Origin of the sequence: Phyllobacterium sp. SB3 (assembly GCF_040009165.1) — a bacterium.
In the GTDB taxonomy this organism is placed as follows: Bacteria; Pseudomonadota; Alphaproteobacteria; order Rhizobiales; family Rhizobiaceae; genus Phyllobacterium.
The window spans coordinates 1-16,796 of sequence record NZ_JBDYKI010000003.1 but is presented as its reverse complement, the minus strand read 5'-3'; the positions used below and the strand labels follow the sequence as shown (position 1 = coordinate 16,796).

General features: G+C 51.2%; 15 protein-coding genes and 1 pseudogene. 5 read left to right on the top strand and 11 right to left on the bottom strand.

Annotated elements, in window-relative coordinates; all coding sequences use genetic code 11:
* Positions 1 to 102 precede the first annotated feature (102 nt).
* Positions 103 to 1,212 carry a TRAP transporter substrate-binding protein gene (locus ABKW30_RS11280; protein ID WP_348599033.1) on the bottom strand — a complete coding sequence of 370 codons (1,110 nt, stop codon included), beginning with the start codon at positions 1,210 to 1,212 and terminating at the stop codon, positions 103 to 105.
* 255 nt (positions 1,213 to 1,467) lie between these two features.
* On the opposite strand from ABKW30_RS11280, the gene ABKW30_RS11275 reads away from it, so the two are divergent.
* Entirely contained in the window at positions 1,468 to 2,238 is a 771-nt protein-coding gene (locus tag ABKW30_RS11275; RefSeq protein WP_348599032.1) for a gamma-glutamyl-gamma-aminobutyrate hydrolase family protein, read from the top strand.
* A gap of 18 nt (positions 2,239 to 2,256) precedes the next feature.
* On the opposite strand, the gene ABKW30_RS11270 is transcribed toward ABKW30_RS11275, so the two are convergent.
* Together ABKW30_RS11270 and ABKW30_RS11265 are read right to left on the bottom strand one after the other, a co-directional pair.
* A complete protein-coding gene (locus ABKW30_RS11270) occupies positions 2,257 to 3,276 on the bottom strand; it encodes a LacI family DNA-binding transcriptional regulator (RefSeq protein WP_348599031.1) in 1,020 nt (339 codons plus the stop codon).
* A gap of 160 nt (positions 3,277 to 3,436) precedes the next feature.
* Positions 3,437 to 3,925 carry a MarR family transcriptional regulator gene (locus tag ABKW30_RS11265; protein ID WP_348599030.1) on the bottom strand — a complete coding sequence of 163 codons (489 nt, stop codon included), beginning with the start codon at positions 3,923 to 3,925 and terminating at the stop codon, positions 3,437 to 3,439.
* A 316-nt stretch (positions 3,926 to 4,241) separates the two neighbouring features.
* Here ABKW30_RS11265 and ABKW30_RS11260 point away from each other — a divergent pair, with 316 nt between their 5' ends.
* From ABKW30_RS11260 to ABKW30_RS11250, 3 genes are all read left to right on the top strand, one after another.
* Positions 4,242 to 5,015, top strand: a complete 774-nt coding sequence (locus ABKW30_RS11260; protein ID WP_348599029.1) for a creatininase family protein — start codon at positions 4,242 to 4,244, stop codon at positions 5,013 to 5,015.
* 91 nt (positions 5,016 to 5,106) lie between these two features.
* A complete protein-coding gene (locus tag ABKW30_RS11255; RefSeq protein ID WP_348599028.1) occupies positions 5,107 to 6,213 on the top strand; it encodes a GTP-binding protein in 1,107 nt (368 codons plus the stop codon).
* A complete protein-coding gene (locus ABKW30_RS11250; RefSeq protein WP_348599027.1) occupies positions 6,213 to 7,187 on the top strand; it encodes a WD40 repeat domain-containing protein in 975 nt (324 codons plus the stop codon). Before ABKW30_RS11255 ends, ABKW30_RS11250 begins: the two co-directional genes overlap by 1 nt.
* Positions 7,188 to 7,451: 264 nt before the next feature.
* Here the strand turns inward: ABKW30_RS11250 and ABKW30_RS11245 are convergent, their stop codons facing one another.
* The 7 genes and pseudogenes from ABKW30_RS11245 to ABKW30_RS11215 form a co-directional block, all read right to left on the bottom strand.
* The gene (locus ABKW30_RS11245; RefSeq protein WP_348599026.1) at positions 7,452 to 7,742 is read right to left on the bottom strand and encodes a type II toxin-antitoxin system RelE/ParE family toxin; all 291 of its coding nucleotides are present in this window, start codon (positions 7,740 to 7,742) and stop codon (positions 7,452 to 7,454) included.
* Positions 7,739 to 7,985: pseudogene (locus ABKW30_RS11240) on the bottom strand (CopG family ribbon-helix-helix protein). Before ABKW30_RS11240 ends, ABKW30_RS11245 begins: the two are co-directional and overlap by 4 nt.
* 312 nt (positions 7,986 to 8,297) lie before the next feature.
* Positions 8,298 to 10,040 carry an ABC transporter ATP-binding protein gene (locus tag ABKW30_RS11235; protein ID WP_348599025.1) on the bottom strand — a complete coding sequence of 581 codons (1,743 nt, stop codon included), beginning with the start codon at positions 10,038 to 10,040 and terminating at the stop codon, positions 8,298 to 8,300.
* A complete protein-coding gene (locus tag ABKW30_RS11230) occupies positions 10,037 to 11,728 on the bottom strand; it encodes an ABC transporter ATP-binding protein (protein ID WP_348599771.1) in 1,692 nt (563 codons plus the stop codon). The genes ABKW30_RS11235 and ABKW30_RS11230 overlap by 4 nt, the downstream gene beginning before the upstream one ends.
* 99 nt (positions 11,729 to 11,827) lie before the next feature.
* Entirely contained in the window at positions 11,828 to 13,996 is a 2,169-nt protein-coding gene (locus ABKW30_RS11225; protein ID WP_348599024.1) for a TonB-dependent receptor, read from the bottom strand.
* Between the two features lie 122 nt (positions 13,997 to 14,118).
* Positions 14,119 to 15,054 (bottom strand): AraC family transcriptional regulator, encoded by a 936-nt coding sequence (locus tag ABKW30_RS11220; RefSeq protein ID WP_348599023.1) that lies wholly within the window; start codon positions 15,052 to 15,054, stop codon positions 14,119 to 14,121.
* A 193-nt stretch (positions 15,055 to 15,247) separates the two neighbouring features.
* Positions 15,248 to 15,850, bottom strand: coding sequence for a hypothetical protein (locus ABKW30_RS11215; RefSeq protein WP_348599022.1), 603 nt, complete (start codon positions 15,848 to 15,850; stop codon positions 15,248 to 15,250).
* Between the two features lie 273 nt (positions 15,851 to 16,123).
* Between ABKW30_RS11215 and ABKW30_RS11210 the strand changes: the two genes are divergently transcribed.
* Entirely contained in the window at positions 16,124 to 16,468 is a 345-nt protein-coding gene (locus tag ABKW30_RS11210) for a hypothetical protein (protein ID WP_348599021.1), read from the top strand.
* A gap of 135 nt (positions 16,469 to 16,603) precedes the next feature.
* Here the strand turns inward: ABKW30_RS11210 and ABKW30_RS11205 are convergent.
* Positions 16,604 to 16,796: hypothetical protein (locus ABKW30_RS11205; protein ID WP_348599020.1), on the bottom strand; the 193-nt coding region annotated here is incomplete at its 5' end.

Sequence of the window (16,796 nt, the reverse complement as noted above, 5' to 3'; positions counted from 1 at the left end):
GTGTCTCTGATAGACGGCTCAGCCTGACATGACAACTAAAGAAGCAGATTGGAACGTGACCCCGGCTCCAAGAACCGGGGTCCAAAGCCCCAACGAAGGCTTTTATAGTTTACCGTTGCGTTGTTGCACCATCATGAAGGTGTCAAACGTGTACTCGGCAACTTGAGAATACAGGAAGTGTTCATTGCGGAACGCTTTAATCGAATCCCAGATCTTCTTAAACGGCGCATTGCTCGCTTCCAGTTCCGCATAGACAGTATTTGCAGCTGCGAAACAGGCACTCAGAATTTCAGGACTGAATGGCCGCAATTGCGCGCCACCTGCAACAAGCCGTTTGATCGCACCGGGATTCAGGTAATCGTACTTTTGCAGCATATCTGCGTCCGTAGCCTGTGCGGCAGTACGGAATAGAGACTGATAAGCTGGCGGAAGCGAATCCCATTTAGACTTGTTGACCATAAAGCTGACCGTAGGACCACCTTCCCACCAACCCGGGTAGTAGTAATATGGCGCGACTTTCTGGAAGCCGAGCTTCTCATCATCGAAGGGACCAACCCACTCCGCCGCATCGATAGTGCCTTTTTCAAGAGCCGGGTAAATGTCGCCACCCGGTAATTGCTGGGGTACGACACCAAGGGTTTCAAGCACCTTGCCAGCGAATCCGCCAACACGCATTTTCAGACCTTTAAGATCTTCAATGGTCTTAATTTCCTTTCGGAACCAACCGCCCATCTGTACGCCTGTATTGCCACCAGGATAAACCTGCAGGCCCTGAGTGTTGAAGAACTCGTTCATGAGATCAATACCACCGCCGTGGTATTGCCAGGCGTTCATGCCGCGTGCGTTGAGTGCAAAAGGAACCGCTGCTCCAAGCGCCCAAGTTGGGTCCTTACCCCAATAATAATATGCAACCGTGTGACAGAGTTCGACCGTACCGGCCGCAGTCGCGTCCGCAGCCTGAAGCCCCGGGACAATTTCGCCTGCCGCAAATGGCTGAATGGTGAAGTTACCGTCTGTCGCTTCCTTTAGATATTTGGCAAGAACGACTGCACCTCCGTAGATCGTCTCCAAAGACTTCGGAAACGACGACGCACAGCGCCATGTAATCTTGGGCAGCGTTTGCGCAATTGCCGGGGCAGCCAAGGTAGTTGCAGCAGCAGCCGCACCAACACCAGCAGCACCCGCCTTCGTCATAAATGAACGACGATCCATTAATTCTCCTCCAAAATTTTGAACCCCAGAACTATTCTTGGCTCAGATCACCAGACATTTCAGCCTTGTTCTCCCGATCCTGCGGATAACCATACACACTCGTCAATTCTAGTCCAGCGGACGGTTACAACAAGACAGCCGAATTCTGGCAGGTTGATCGTTTAACCAGGGTCGCAGTTGTCTCCAAGCTGATGACCATTGGAAATGACCTCGAAGTGAACTACATTCCGCTGATAAGTATTTTGGAGTGAAATCATGCGGCAACCTCTCGTCGCCATATCGTCAGACGTTCGTACATTCGAAAATTACACGTGGCATGCCGCGCCGGATCAATATTTGATGGCAGCTTATCAAGCAGCTGATGTCATTCCGCTGATTGTCCCATCCTTTGGCGACGACCTCGACATAGACGCGATCCTTGACGGCGTGGATGGCGTGCTGATTACAGGTTCGAAATCCAACGTTCACCCGTCACTCTATGGCGTTCAGCCTACCGAGGCTCACGAGCCATACGATCCGGCTCGCGATGCCACGTCCCTGCCGCTTATCCGCCGCGCTATCGACCGCGGCGTACCGCTTCTGGCTATCTGCCGCGGCATTCAGGAATTGAATGTTGCACTTGGCGGAACTCTCGCAACTGAAATACAGCAGCTCGATGGGCGCATGGATCACCGGGCTCCTTCGTCTGAAAATCAGGTGGAGCGATTTGCCATCCGTCACCCTGTCCATATTAAGCCGGGATCATGTCTCGCGGGCGTTATGAACAGCGATTCAATTCAGGTTAATTCGGTTCACCGACAGGCAATCGACAAGCCAGCAACGCAGCTGGAAATAGAAGCGGTCGCAGATGACGGCACTATCGAAGCTGTGTCCGTAAAGAATGCCCGCGCTTTTGCGGTCGGTGTACAATGGCACCCGGAATATTGGGTAAAAACTGACAACTCTTCCCGCAAGATTTTTGCAGCATTTGGAGATGCAGTGCGTGCCCATAAGGCAAGCCGGGAACGTTTGCAGGCTGCCGAGTAATTTAACCCGAAAGCTTCTCTAGCGTTCTTTCGGTTTCGACGTTGATTGCCTTATCCGCAGTTCAGGCTTGATAAGTTCCTGTCGTGCATGCGTATCGGCACCATTCAACTGGTCAAGCAACGCGCGTGCCGCACGTTGTCCTACCTCGCGCTGACCATTCCAAACCGTGGTAAGTGCTGGCGTGGCAATTGCAGCCTCTTCAAGATCGTCATAGCCGGTAACCGAAATATCAACACCGGCTACCAAGCCAGCACGGGCAATTCCGTTCATCATACCGATTGCGCAAAGGTCGTTCCAGCAGACAGCTGCAGTCGGGTGATCCTTTAATGCAAGAAACTGCGGAGCAGCATCAAACCCGGCCTGTTTGGTGCGTGGCCCGGGAATACGCCATTCAGGTTTAGCGTCCAACCCGGCTTTCTGCATCGCATGAAGATAACCCTCATACCTGTCGCGCCCTGTCGACGTTTGGTCAGTCCCGCCAACCATTGCGATTCGTGTGTGACCGAGCGAAATAAGGTGATTGGTCGCCAGACCAATGCCATATGCATCATCCCCTCGGAAAACAGGAACATTTGCGTCCTGTACTGTACGTGCAATTAGCACAACCGGAAGCCCATTATCTTCTGCCATGCGAATATCTGATGCAGGTGTGCCGATAGCAGGAGACATGATGACGCCATCACCCCCCAGTTGAAGGAGTGTCTCGATAAATGTTCGCTGTTTCTCCACCTGATCATAATGATTCGACAGAATAAATGTTTGACCCGAACGATCGAGCTCGCCCTCGATAGCTCGCAAAATCTCTGCGAAAAATGGGTTCATGATGTCATGAACAACAACGCCGACAATGCCTGAACGTGATGTACGCAAGCTTGCGGCGCGCCTGTTGTATATATATCCGATTGCCCTGGCGTGCTCTTTGATTTTGTCGCGGGTCTGATCGGCAACAAGCGGACTGTCTCTTAGAGCAAGTGAAACAGTGGCGGTGGACACTTTCAACGCGTCGGCAATAGTCGATAGTTTAATTTTCTGCGCCAAAAGTACCGTCTCCCCGCGATTCCATTCATCGAACAGAATATCCTGTTGGCGTTATGCCATTGCGGATCAATAAATCAAAGTTCTTTCCGCGCCAGAACCGGCGCGGCAAAATTGCTGCTTAAGACGAAATACGGAAGATGAGAGGTGACGAACGCTCTAATTATTCGTCATCATTGTCGTCGTCATCATGCTCGTCCGAGCCAGTCTGACGCAAAAGATCCGCAGCAGATAGGTTCATTTCAAGCCGTGTCAGCATTTTGACAAAGGCTTTCCGCTCCTTTTTATCAAAACCTTTCATTGCGTCTTTTTCGGTTTTGCGAATGGATTTTTCTATCGACTTGATTGCTTCATTCCCTGTCTCTGTCAGAAAAATATGGGCTTGACGCTGATCGGTCGACGAGCCTTCTTTTTTCACAAAGCCCTGAGTCTGAAGCCGGGAAATTGTTTTTGTAATCGTTGGAGGACGCACGCCAAGCCGCTTGGCCAGGACACTGGGAGATAGACCATCCTCATGTGCAAGCTGGAGCATAACGGCGTCCTGCCCGGCATAAAAACCATGGCCGAGCAACCTTATTGCCAAAGCGGTGCGCGTTAATCTTGCAGTCGACTGCAAGCGATGAAGAATAAGAGGCTTGCGATCCTTGACCATTCCAATTCCTCTTCTCGTGTATGAAGCGTTCGCTCTAGTGAGACGGCTAGCACAATCAAGTCTAAACTCATTAACAGACAAATGTTACATCAGGATAATGTAAATTTCCCAAGCGTTTTCGACTCATTCACGGGCAGTTACTGCATTCAACCTGCTGCCCGAATGCCGCGTTACAATTCTTATATGACAAACTGATGAAATTTGCCGACGAATTGCTCTTTGCACGAAAATAAGGCTGTGAATGCCAATTGCAGGAGTTTAGTTTCAATGATCAAAACCGTATTTCTGAACAACGATGATGCGAAGTGATCAAGACATGCCGTTCTCCGAATCCAATACAATTGCGTTGTTGCCGCTGGGAGCACATGAGCAGCATGGGCCACATCTTCCGTTCGAGACTGATACGCTGATCGTTACTGGTTTGGTGAACCGGCTGAAACCATTGTTACCGCCTGAACTAAACATAAAGTTTTTCGCGCCTGAAACCGTCGGATATTCAATAGAGCACATGGATGTCGATGGCACCAAGTCACTGCGTTTTGATGAAGCCGTTTACCGTTGGATTGCAGTCGGTAAAGGATTGGCTGAGCAGGGAGTATCCAAGTTCATTCTGCTTAATGCCCATGGCGGCAACTCGCCGCTCCTGACAATTGTAGCGACTGAATTGCGTGTTCGCTTCAATATGCTTGCAGTTGCAACCAGTTGGACGCGCTTTGGTCTGCCGGAGGGATTGATATCGCCTGAAGAGAAGGCCATCGATATACATGGTGGCTTCATCGAAACCTCAGTGATGCTTGCTTTGTATCCCGAACTTGTCGATATGAGCAAAGCAGCGAATTTCACGTCGAACCAAAGCAACTATTCCAAAATTTACAAGCATTTAAGAGCTTATGGGCCACACGCGTTCGGCTGGAAAATGTCCGACTTGAACAAATCGGGCGTCGCCGGCAACGCCTTATTAGCCACTGCGCAAGCCGGCGAAGCAATCATAACGCATAGCCTGAATGGCATTATCGAGTTGATTGAAGACGTAGCAAAGTTCGATAATTCCGCGTTCAGCGATAGCACCGCACCTGTTCAATCAAATTGACACATCCTTTCCCGCATTTGACCGCTAGAGATATGGCAAAAGGTGACTCAATCACCTATATCGTGGGTCTATCCATTATAAGAGGCACACCATGAGTGAAGCTCAGACTATTTCCGCGCCGGTTGACGCCGCAAAGACAGCCCAGATCCCAGTTACCGTTCTAACAGGATATTTGGGCGCAGGGAAAACGACACTGCTAAATCGCATCTTGAGCGAGAACCATGGCAAACGCTACGCGGTCATCGTCAATGAATTTGGCGAGATCGGGATCGACAATGATCTGATCGTCGAATCCGACGAAGAAATCTACGAAATGAACAATGGCTGCATCTGTTGTACAGTTCGGGGCGATCTGATCCGCGTGGTTGAAGGCCTCATGCGTCGTCCTGGCAGATTTGATGCTATTATCGTTGAAACGACGGGACTGGCCGACCCGGTTCCGGTAGCTCAGACATTTTTCATGGATGATGACGTTCGCAAGAAGACGGCGCTTGATGCCGTTGTAGCCTTGGTCGATGCCAAGCACTTGCCGCTGCGACTGAAAGATAGCCGTGAGGCTGAAGACCAGATCGCATTCGCCGATGTCGTGCTCCTAAACAAGACCGACCTTGTAACACCTGAAGAGCTGGCTGCTGTGGAGGCCACGGTTCGTGCGATCAACCCGCATGCGGTCGTTCACCGTACCGAACGTGCCAGTATTGATCTATCAAAAGTTCTGGATCGCGGGGCGTTTGATCTCACGCGTGCACTGGAAAACGATCCGCATTTTCTCGATCACGATCACCCCGATCATGCATGCGGCCCGGACTGTGATCATAATCATGATCACGCACATCACGATCACGATCATCATCACCACGACCACAGCCATGATCATCATGATCATGCGTCGCCTATCCATGATGTAACAGTACAGTCAGTGTCCTTGCGCACAGGCGAGCTTAACGCAGACAAATTCTTTCCATGGATACAGAAGATCACGCAGGATCAGGGACCTAACATTCTGCGCTTGAAAGGTATCCTTGCGTTCAAGGATGATCATGAACGTTACGTTATTCAAGGCGTTCACATGATCATCGAGGGAGACCATCAACGCGCTTGGAAAGATGGCGAAAAACATGACAGTCGCCTCGTTTTCATTGGCCGTGAACTCGATCAGGCGTCATTGAAGTCCGGTCTCGAAAGCTGCCTTGCCTGATGCCCACCGTAGCTCCACTGGATTTGACCGGGCACTGTATCGACGCGCGTTTTATTCAAGAGGTTCCGTTCTTTGCCTTGGCAGACGGAACCATTCATCGTCTCGATAATGGCCATAAGGTAGCAGAAGCCCATGACGGGCTTCTTTGCGCTATACCTTCCATCGATGGTAAGTCCTTGCTTACGGGTGGTGAAGATGGCAGAGTTTGCGCTACTGGTTTAAATGGCGTGCCGTCAGAATTGAGCAATCTGCCACGCAAATGGATGACGGCAATTGCTGCTGCGCCCAGTGGCGCAATTGCGTTCGCTTCTGGCCGCACGGCGTGGGTCCGGTCCGGTGATGGTTCTGTCAGGGAAATATCCCATGAACGCAGCGTGGAAGGTTTGGCTTTTGCTCCGAAGGGCCTTCGTCTGGCTGTAGCACGTTATAACGGCGTGACATTGCATTGGCCGGCCACCAACAGCACTCCCACAGAGCTTGAGTGGAAGGGTGCGCATGTCATGGTCATGTTTTCACCGGACAACCGTTTTCTGGTTACTTCGATGCAGGAGAATGCGTTGCATGGCTGGCGACTCGACGACAATCGCCATATGCGCATGACAGGCTATCCCAACAAAGTAAAAAGCTGGTCGTGGAGCCCGAAAGGCAAATGGCTGGCGACGGCGGGTGCACCAGCCGCAATAGTCTGGCCGTTTTCTGGCAAAGATGGCCCCATGGGCAAGGGTCCGCTGGAGTTAGGCACGCGCGGTGACAGCTTGGTCACTGTTGTATCCTGCCATCCGGTTGAGGATATTGTAGCCATTGGCTATTCTGACGGCATGATACTCGTTGGCAGGTTTGGCGATCAAAAAGAAGTTCTTCTACGGCGCCCGGGCAAGGGAGCCATTTCGGCGATGAACTGGGATCAGGCTGGCCATCGACTCGCCTTCGGCAGTGAAGCTGGTGATTGTGGCGTGATCGATATCACCGGATAGCCTACTGGTTTGAGCAAAAACAGAAACAAGAATTGACATGTTCTTGTTTGTTCTATTGTGGCCGGATGCAATATGTTCTCGATTTTAAGAAACAATCCTAGAACAAGTGCTACTACCGGAAACCACGTTTGAGACCATATATTGAAGTTCATTATGTCGATCCATATTAGTCAAAGACATTAGGAGCCAATGCCCAAACAAATGCGTCGTGAAATCGACACCGAATACCTGTGCATTGAAGACTCGGCTTTCTCACAACCACAGTTAAAATGTCAGCGGCCATTGCTGGTGGGCGTGCATTACGGTGAGAATCTCAATGTCCCATCCCACTCGATAAGGGATGATGTAGGATATATAAGGCAGAACAATCTCGCGGGTGCCTTTAATGCGCCCAACCCTCCCTATGGCAGGTAAATGCACCAACTTGTCCACTGCCGACACAACGCGCGCAACGACTTGAGCGGCTGCAGTTGGATTATCTTGCTCTATGTAATTGCCAATTTCATCGAGCAGCCTCAGCGCCCTTAACGTCCAGCGAATACGTTTCCCGCTCATGATTGATGAGCGGACTTGACGTACTTCCCAACTACCTTCACCATATCTTCATCGCTGGCGAACTCACCCCGATCGGCCTTAGTCAATCCGGCCTCAATCTCGGCAAGCTGCCACTCTTCGCGAGCAACATAATCCTCAATGGCTTGCGCAGTCGTATAGGCACGAGAGCGATCAAGCTTTTTTTGCGATCTGGTCGAGCTTGCTGGCGGTTACATCCGAAACCTGCACCGTGAATGCAGTCATGGTACCCAACTTTCCTTGGTTCATTATGATGATTGACGAACCACCTTGGTTCGTCAATAGCCAAACATGTGATGATTAGAATTGCATCAGAACCACATATGGCACTCACTCCTCCAAATACGCGCCGGCGTTGAAAATCTATGGGCACTTCTATAACCCAGTAAGGCTGCATTCAGTACTCGGGTATAAGTTGCCCAGAGTATTTGAAGCCAAGAGCACCTTCGCTCAGTGAAACTCTCTCCACTTATTCTGGGCAAATCCGTCATCTATTATGGTTCAAGAATGAATTAAAGATAACGTTACGAGCTGATCCTACTTTTCAATTCTCCAATCCATGGATACGCAAAAATCCTGCCAAAGCCTGTTGTAAAGCGAAGAGCGGTCCAACAGCGTCGGGTGAGTTCCCATATCCATAAGTTTGCCATTGTCCAGAACGAGAATCTGATCAGCATTGATTATGGTTGAAAGCCTGTGAGCAATGACAAAAACCGTACGGTTTTTAACCAATGCATTGATTGCCTCCTGAACTTTTTCCTCGTTTTCCGGATCAAGTGCTGAGGTCGCCTCATCAAGAATTATAATGGGGGAATCTTTCAACAGTGCCCGCGCAATGGCAATGCGCTGACGCTCGCCTCCCGAAAGACTGCTACCCAAAGATGCAAGTACAGTCTCATATCCTTTTTCCAGTCCAAAGATCATCTCATGAACGGCAGCAGCCTTGGCTGCTTTTATAACGTCATCATCAGACGCGTCGGGTCGTCCAAACCTTATATTATTGGCAATTGTATCCTGAAAGAGCAGTGCTTCCTGAAACACCGGAGCGATTAGTTGCGAAAGAGCCGATGCAGAAAATTCGCGGATGTCCCTTTCTCCGATGCGAATGCTGCCCTCTGTCACGTCCCAGAAACGCATGAGCAGTTGCACAGCAGTGGTCTTCCCGCTGCCGTTGCGCCCGACGATGGCTGTCATTGAGCCCTGTCTTGCATGGAAGCTTATATGGTCAAGTACTGTCCGGTTACTGTCTTCATGGCTGAAACATACGTCATCATATACGACATCAAATTGATCCGGCACGCATGCCAGATTGCCTTCGGCCAATTGCGGCAGATGCATTATCGCGTCGATATTGTCACGACCAATGCGTGCCAAGATCAGCATCGCGGTGAAGGTGCCAAAACTACGCGCCGGTACAGCGGCGGCGGCGGCAAGCATTATCGCAATGATGAGAGACGCTATATGTGACGGGTCAACGTGTGACGAAGTAGAGAGCAGCAGCAATGCGGCGGCGGCACCGAGAGCAATGCTGAAATCCACAATCGTTCGAAAAAGCACAACGAATGGTATGTTTGAATACACCGCCCGCTTTGCCCCCTCGCGCAATTTCAGCACACTGGTTTGAAAGGCCTCCTGTTCATAATTCCCTGCTCCGGTCATCCGCAGAACGGATATGCCTTCTGCATATTCCAGCATTGTAAGAGAGGCTGCAGCCAAAGCCTGTGATCTGCGCTGCAACCCATGAGCAAGACGTTTCTGAAATAGGACCAAAATTGTAAATCCTGTGCACATGCTGACCAAAACCGTGAGCCCAAGCGTCGGAGAAACCGCAGTCGAAGCACAGAGCAAGATAATGAATGATACAGTGCTGAGACTCAGTTCAGGACGAGTGTAGGAGTAGTGATTTTCGAGCCACAGACAGTCTTCCGACAAAGCTTGACTTATACGGCCACTATGCAGCGCGCGAAATTTACCCAGCGGCAATGCGATGAGATGCGTCAGAATATTGTGCCGGAGATTTAGCCCTTCTTCATATGCATCATTGTACAACTTTGCCGTAGTTAACCACAATATGAGACAGCGTAGGGCAATCCCGGCGAGAAGTATCAGGCCGATGTGTGCTGCCAGGCTTTTGCCACTGTACCCCGCGATTAAGAGCCCAGCTGCCACCGCAGCGAGCATGGGCTGTAATGTGACGAGCGCGCCATCGGCTGATTTGCTCAAAATGGCTAGGTCAAATCTCAAGCCAAGTTTGGTGAGCGGGCTTTTTGAAACAGTCATGACACAGCTCCGGCCGCAGGGAGCTGAAAATTTCGGGCAGCCATATGAGAGTGCCACTGGCGCGCATATTCACCTCCAAGCACAAGAAGCTCATCATGCGTGCCCTGTTCTGCAACGCGGCCATTCTTTAAGAATATTATGCTGTCAAAATGCTGGATGGTCGATAACCGGTGCGCAATCATAATGACCATACGGCCACGCGTCAGCTCTGATAGCGCCTTCTGTATCTCATGCTCACTCTCGGGATCCGCATAGGCAGTCGCTTCGTCGAGAACCAGTATAGAAGGATTGATGAGGATTGCGCGTGCGATGCAGATGCGTTGGCGCTGACCGGAGGAAAGCGGCATTCCTGCGGTCAAGGTGGTATCATATCCCTGTGCAAGCTCACGAATGAACTTATCCGCTTGTGCCAGCCGCGCCGCTTCGGCAACTTCTGCGTCAGTGGCGTCAGGGCGGCCGATGCGGATGTTGTCACCAATGGATCGTGTGAACAGGAAAACATCCTGAAAGACAGCCGATATGGTGCGGGATAATTCCTGCGGTGAAAACGATCGTAAATCCACGCCACCGATACGAATCGCCCCCCTCTCAGGGTCATGCAGCCGCAACAGGAGTTCTGCCAGCGTGGACTTACCAGAACCGCTGGGGCCAACGATTGCCACTTTGCTTCCTGATGGAAAGCAAAGGTTGATCTCAGATAATGCGAAATTCTTGTTGCGCGAGAAGGCAACGCCGGAAAACTCAACATTGTCGGTTTCAACGTGGGCGGCAGGCGATGGCAAATAGAGGAAGTCCGGTAAAACCAGTATTGATTGGATACGCTCCATTGATACCTTTTGCACACGCAAACGGCCCATTGCTCCAAATAAGCGGCTACCGATTGACGTCAGTGCAAATCCTCCCAGGCAAAAGAATACAAGCACGGGAATGGAGACATCGCCAATACTATAAAGCCATAGGCCGACAGGTAAGACAGCAATCAGGCTCGACGTTGTGGCAATAGTAAAAACGTTGCTGCTAACCGCGTTTCTCGTGACCCATTCCTTCACAATTATTCGAAAAACATCGAATGCTTTTTGTGATCGCAGCAGCGCCTTCTGCTTCCTGTTGTAGGATTTGATAACAGGCATCATGGCTACGATTTCCTGCAGGGAATTTGCCATATCAGCTTGAGCTTCGATGAAACGGGACCCCAGTTCCCGCCCACGACTCATGGTCAGCGAGAAGGCGGCAAACCCCAGCAACGTTGGAGCTATGGCGATAAACGCAAGTTGCCAATCCACTACGAACATACCAACGCAGATCATGATTGGTGCGACCAGTGCTGCGGCCAAATCCGGAATGAGATGAGCAATACCGTCTTCTATCCGATCAATGTCATCCAGCAGAATATGTCTGATCTCGCTGGGCTCGATTTTCTCTATTTCCCCCAAAGGCGCTGAAAGCAGCTTTTTGCCGATTAACAATCGCAATTGTGCCTGAACATCGATAGCGACACTGTGCGAAAATATCGTCGCTGAAGTATTGAATAATATGGCAGCTCCCGACGCAGCTACCATGCCCGCGACCAGAAGCCAGGCCCAATCAAAGTCGCCTGCACTCAATGCTCCCGCGAGCAAGGCGATGAAGACAGCAGGTGCTATCTCAAGGCTGACCGATAGAATCGCGCAAACCATCGCCGCAAACATTCTCACCCGGCACTTCCGGATTATGTGCCACAAATGAACTGCCGCACCACGTCCGGTTAAATCCGCCGTGCCGTTGTCGCCGGTAATCTGCTCCATTGATCAAAACTTGACTTTGAAAGTTGCCCCGACAGACAGCGGATCGCCGACATTGACGAGGGCACCCGTACCCAGATCTGAAGCGACAGTGCGGTAACGCTCGTCGGTAAGATTGCGCGCATAAACAAGCCCGGCAAAGCGGTTATTTTCCAGGCCGATATGCGCATTCAGCAAACCATAGCCTGGTTGGCGAAGTGTGTTCTGGACATCGAAGTAATATGAAGATCGGTATTGATACTCCGCGCCTGCCTTGCCGACGAAGTCGTTCCAGCCAAGCTCCCATTCATAACCGATCCCGACACTTCCGGTGAACGGCGAAACAAATTGCTGGTGATTGCCACTGGCATCCTTGGAGCCACGTCCGCCAGGGCCAATTGCATCGGTGAAATCCTTATAGGTTGCGTCGGCATAACCTGCCGCGACCCGGACACTCCATTGGTCCGTTAGCTGCAGCTGAGCAGAGATTTCCGCTCCGTAGGATTCGCTGCGTGGTGAATTTACGATTGGGGTTCCACCAGTCAGAGGATTGAACCCCTGCACCTGCTGATCACGCCAATCTATGTAGAAAACGGACGCCTCTATGCTTAGCCGGTCATCGAGTGACAGTGATTTCAGCCCGATTTCGTAGCTGGTCAGTTTCTCCGCATCATATGCGCCTTGGTCTCCAACCGAAACAAAGCTCGAATTGAAGCCACCTGATTTATAACCCGTAGAAACACTCCCGTAGAAGTTAAGGTTGTCAGTAGCTGCGAACTGCATACCTATCCGATATGTCGCGCTGGTATCGGAAAGTGAGCTTGCATAACCTGGCGCAAACGGACTGCTCAGACCAAAAGCAGCAGCAAGTGCGTTCGCATTGAAATCGTAGTCGAAATCTTTTCGGTCATATCCGACGCGAAGTCCCCCAAAGATTTTCCACTGATCGGATAGTTCATAGGTGCCGTCGGCAAACGCTGAACCGGAGGCAGTTTTGGTTTTGCCTCGTGTTTGGAGTGTTAAACTTCCGCCGTCAAACTTGCTGTCCGCACCGTAGATTCTTAAAGCGTTGGAATACTCACCATACAAACCGGCAACCCAGTTAAATCGCTCATTGTCTTCCGAAACATAGCGTATTTCCTGAGACCATTGCCGGTAATCGCCTTCAAAGGGATTTCCGGAGCGGTAACGGAAATTTTTGAGGCCCATGGATTGGAATACAGCATCAAATTGAGCGAAAGTTCCGCGTGGGAAACCGTTTCCGAAGACATCGGTCCGCGTGCTTTGAAAGCCCGTCTGAGATATTATTTTGTCGCCATTCTCCAGCGTATAGGTAAACTTTGCCGATGTCGTAGCAACATCGGAATTGATAACGGCGGCATCATCTATCGCGATGCCGTTGCGCCCTTCGAGAAAGCTTTTCTCTGGCATGCCGAACATTTCACGATCAAGTTTTTGATGTTCCACATCAACAATGCCAAGAAACTCCAAATTGTCGCTGACATTGCCGCCTATGCTGAAACGGCCGTGAATATCCTTGGCTCCGCCAAGGTCATCGCCATCAACAGTTGAATGCAGAAAGCCATCTGTCTTGGACGTGGTAAATGCACCCCGGGCTGCCCAACCATTATTACCCAAGGGAGTATTCAGTATGCCGGTCAGTCCGAGAGCTCCATCGGTCCCGGCATCGAACCCTATTTCTCCGCCGATCCTGTCGGGGTCAGGCAGATTTGATATGAAGTTGATTGAGCCAGCAATGTTGTTGCGCCCGTAAAGCGTACCCTGTGGTCCACGCAACACCTCAACACGGTTGATATCAAGCAACGTACCATTGTGGCCCTGAGAACTGCCAATTCCCACGCCATCGAGATACATGCCGACAGCCGGATCGCTTTCTATAAGGGCGGAACCTACGCCCCGTATCGCGGTGAATGAAGTATAGAGCTTTGCCGTGACTGATCCCATCTGCGCATTGGCTGTCTCCTCTACGAGATTTGCACGGGTGCGGGTATTGTTCAGATAGGCGTCTTCCCCACCGGTAACGCTCACACTTGCCGGGACATCATGGGTATTGGAGGTACGTTTTTGCGAGCTAATGATAATCGGTTCAAGAACGATACCAGGCGCGGTTTCCTGTGCATGAAGTGCAGCAGGCAGACTGACGCTGGATAGTAGCGCCAAGATGATCGTTCTCATTACTATTTGCCCCCGATGCCCTGAAATTGCGCGAATTATCGGGGGGACCAAACTCTAAGTCGAGGGTATCGGCTTATGCATATCGACATAAAGTATACTATTTTTATCTACTTTAAAACCGTTCAAGGTTTCAGCATACTCGGAGGATAGCCAAAATGCTTGGCGAAGGCCGCTGTAAAGTTTGCAGGATGATTATAACCGGTCCTGTAGGCCGCTTGAGCTATAGTCGAGCCTTCCCGCAAAATTGCGTTGCGTCCAACAAGCAACCGCCGCTCCATGAGATAATCCCGGGCGCTACATCCGAAAGCGCGCTGGAAATCCTGCTTCAGCTTGCTTTGGCTTATCGCGAAATGTGTTGCAAGAGCAGCGATGGATACGATTGCCACCGGATCGGTGTCGATATGTTTGCGGATAAGCAATACGCGTTCGAGAGATTTTGCCGAAAGTTGTGCACCCGGCGTTATTTCCCCGAAAGGTTTGAACTCTTCCGCCAGCATGACCAACATATTCACCGCACAAGCCTCTATGTTAAGTACACCGAGAGTGCCATTTAATGACTGACTCAGTGCAGACCACGCGATTTGACGAAGCCGTGCGTCCAAAGGGCGGCGACGGACCATGACAGGTTGTGACATGGAAAACTGCATCGCCCGAAAAATGGGATCAGAGCCCATTACAGCTTCGTTTTCCTCAATCCATTTGGGCGTTAAAAGCAATTCTACCACTCGGACTGGGCTATCAGCGTGGATGGTCATACTTGTTGGCACGCACTCACCGGTAGAACTGATCCAGATTTCATTTGGGCAGAAACCGCCTTCTATGCCTTGCGTGTTATTTGTTGCATACCCCTCAAGCACAACAGAGAGGCAAAGAGCCGGAAATGTCTTGCTGGTATAAGTGAGCGGTTCACTCAGGGCGAAGTCCGTCAAACCAATAAACATACCGGGGCGAACTTCTCGCCAAGTGCGTCCGGAAGCAGAATCTGTCGCGAATCCGCTATCGTCTGGATTGCTTTCATCCTGCCTCACATCTCGTCCCTTTTCGTTCCACAACGCCAATCAATCATCCCTACGTATTACGGTTCTGATCGCAGTCACTAATCCCGATGCCACAATGGTAACAGAGGCAAGTGCCTTTTCAAACGCAGCACCACATTGGTGATGTACTATTTCTGAAAGGCTCGGCGACGGTCACCCAGACTCGCAATCGGCTTGTTCCAGATGCCATACAGTACAAACATAACGCAGATCATCACATTGCAAAAAGGCCACAAAGGCCGTCCCCGTGCTTAGTTACTGCTAACCTATTCCTCTTCCGCTTCCGGTCCACGCGTTTGCGTCTGCGTGCATTGATAACGGAGGCATCAAGCGTCGTCTTGATGTGGGCCGCATAGAATTTTTCGATCATCTCGACGCTGGTGCGACAGTTTTTGGCAATCGCATAAACATCAGCACCTTCCATCAGGCGAAGACAAATATAAGTATGACGTAAGCTGTAAGCCGTCCGAGGTTTACCATCCCGATCCAGCTTGAGCTTCTGATCGTCCAGCAGGTTATTGAACATCTTGAGATAATTGCCGGGGAATAGCAGATCGGTGGCCTCGGCCTGTTTTACCACGATCTCACCTTCTTTATGGCCGTCCTTCTTGCGCACGGGCTTCAATCGGTCACGCAACCGCTCATAGGGTTTGACCGCGCCCGGCATCGACTTGCACCAGCCAATACCGCGCTTCCCGCGCACTTCAATCTCAAGAATACGCTGGCGGCTGTCCGGGTCTTCAACGATGGTCACATCGCGGTGTTGCAACTGCTTGGCCTCGTCCGGTCGCAGACCGGTATTGCCCATGACCAGCATGAAGTCGTGCAATCTGTTCCGCTTCCCCCCGGAAGTGCGGGGGCTTAGGCTCCTTGGCATTCAAGCGCGTGGCCTCGTAAAGCTGTTTGTATTCAGCAGGACTGAACCACGGCCGATGCACAATCTTGCCTTGCGTCTTGTAGGGTGGGGACAGGTCCGGCAGATGGTCCAGCCATCTATGATGGCGGTTTTCAGGGCCTGCCGAAGGGTGCCAACTTCATCGTGAAGCGTGCTGCGCGCTGGCATTTTTCCAGTTGTCGAGGTGGAGATACGATGAACGCGATAATCCTGAACCGTTCTCGCATTGATCTCGGAAAGCCCCATCTTGCCGAAGAAGGGCACCAAATGAAGCCGCAGGCGGATGCTGTGCCCTTCCACCCATTTGGGGCTACGCTCGCCTTCCGTGATAACGGCGTACTCCTGCTCGAACTTCTTGGCGGCCTCAGCAAGTGTCTTTTCGGTTTTGAGCAGTCCAGCCGCGAGCTTGCCCCTAAGCCCAGATACCAGCCCTCAGCGAAAGCCTTGGCTTGCTCAAGCCCCGTTTCCTTCGTGCTGGTACGATACTGGCAGCCTTTCAGGGACGTGGAACACTGCCACGTTAGTCCCCCGCGCCGGTAGACATTGACCTTCCCCCGAGGATTTCATGGCTCGCCATAACCGTTTTACGCTCCTTGTTCCTTTGCATGTAAGGACAGGGAATCACGCCTTCAAGCACCCGTCAAATCGGGCAGGGCGTTTTGTGCTAGCGTTGTGCTAGGGGTAAAAACGACTTCGGCCTCCCGAGAGAAGCCGTTTAAAGTCTTGATAGTGTTTGAAGAATTTGGTTGCGGGGACAGGATTTGAACCTGTGACCTTCAGGTTATGGTGAGCTTGCGAACGACGAGCTACCATCGTCAGGAAAGCGAAGCTTTGCGCCGACGATATTTGCGTTTTGAAAGGTTGGTTT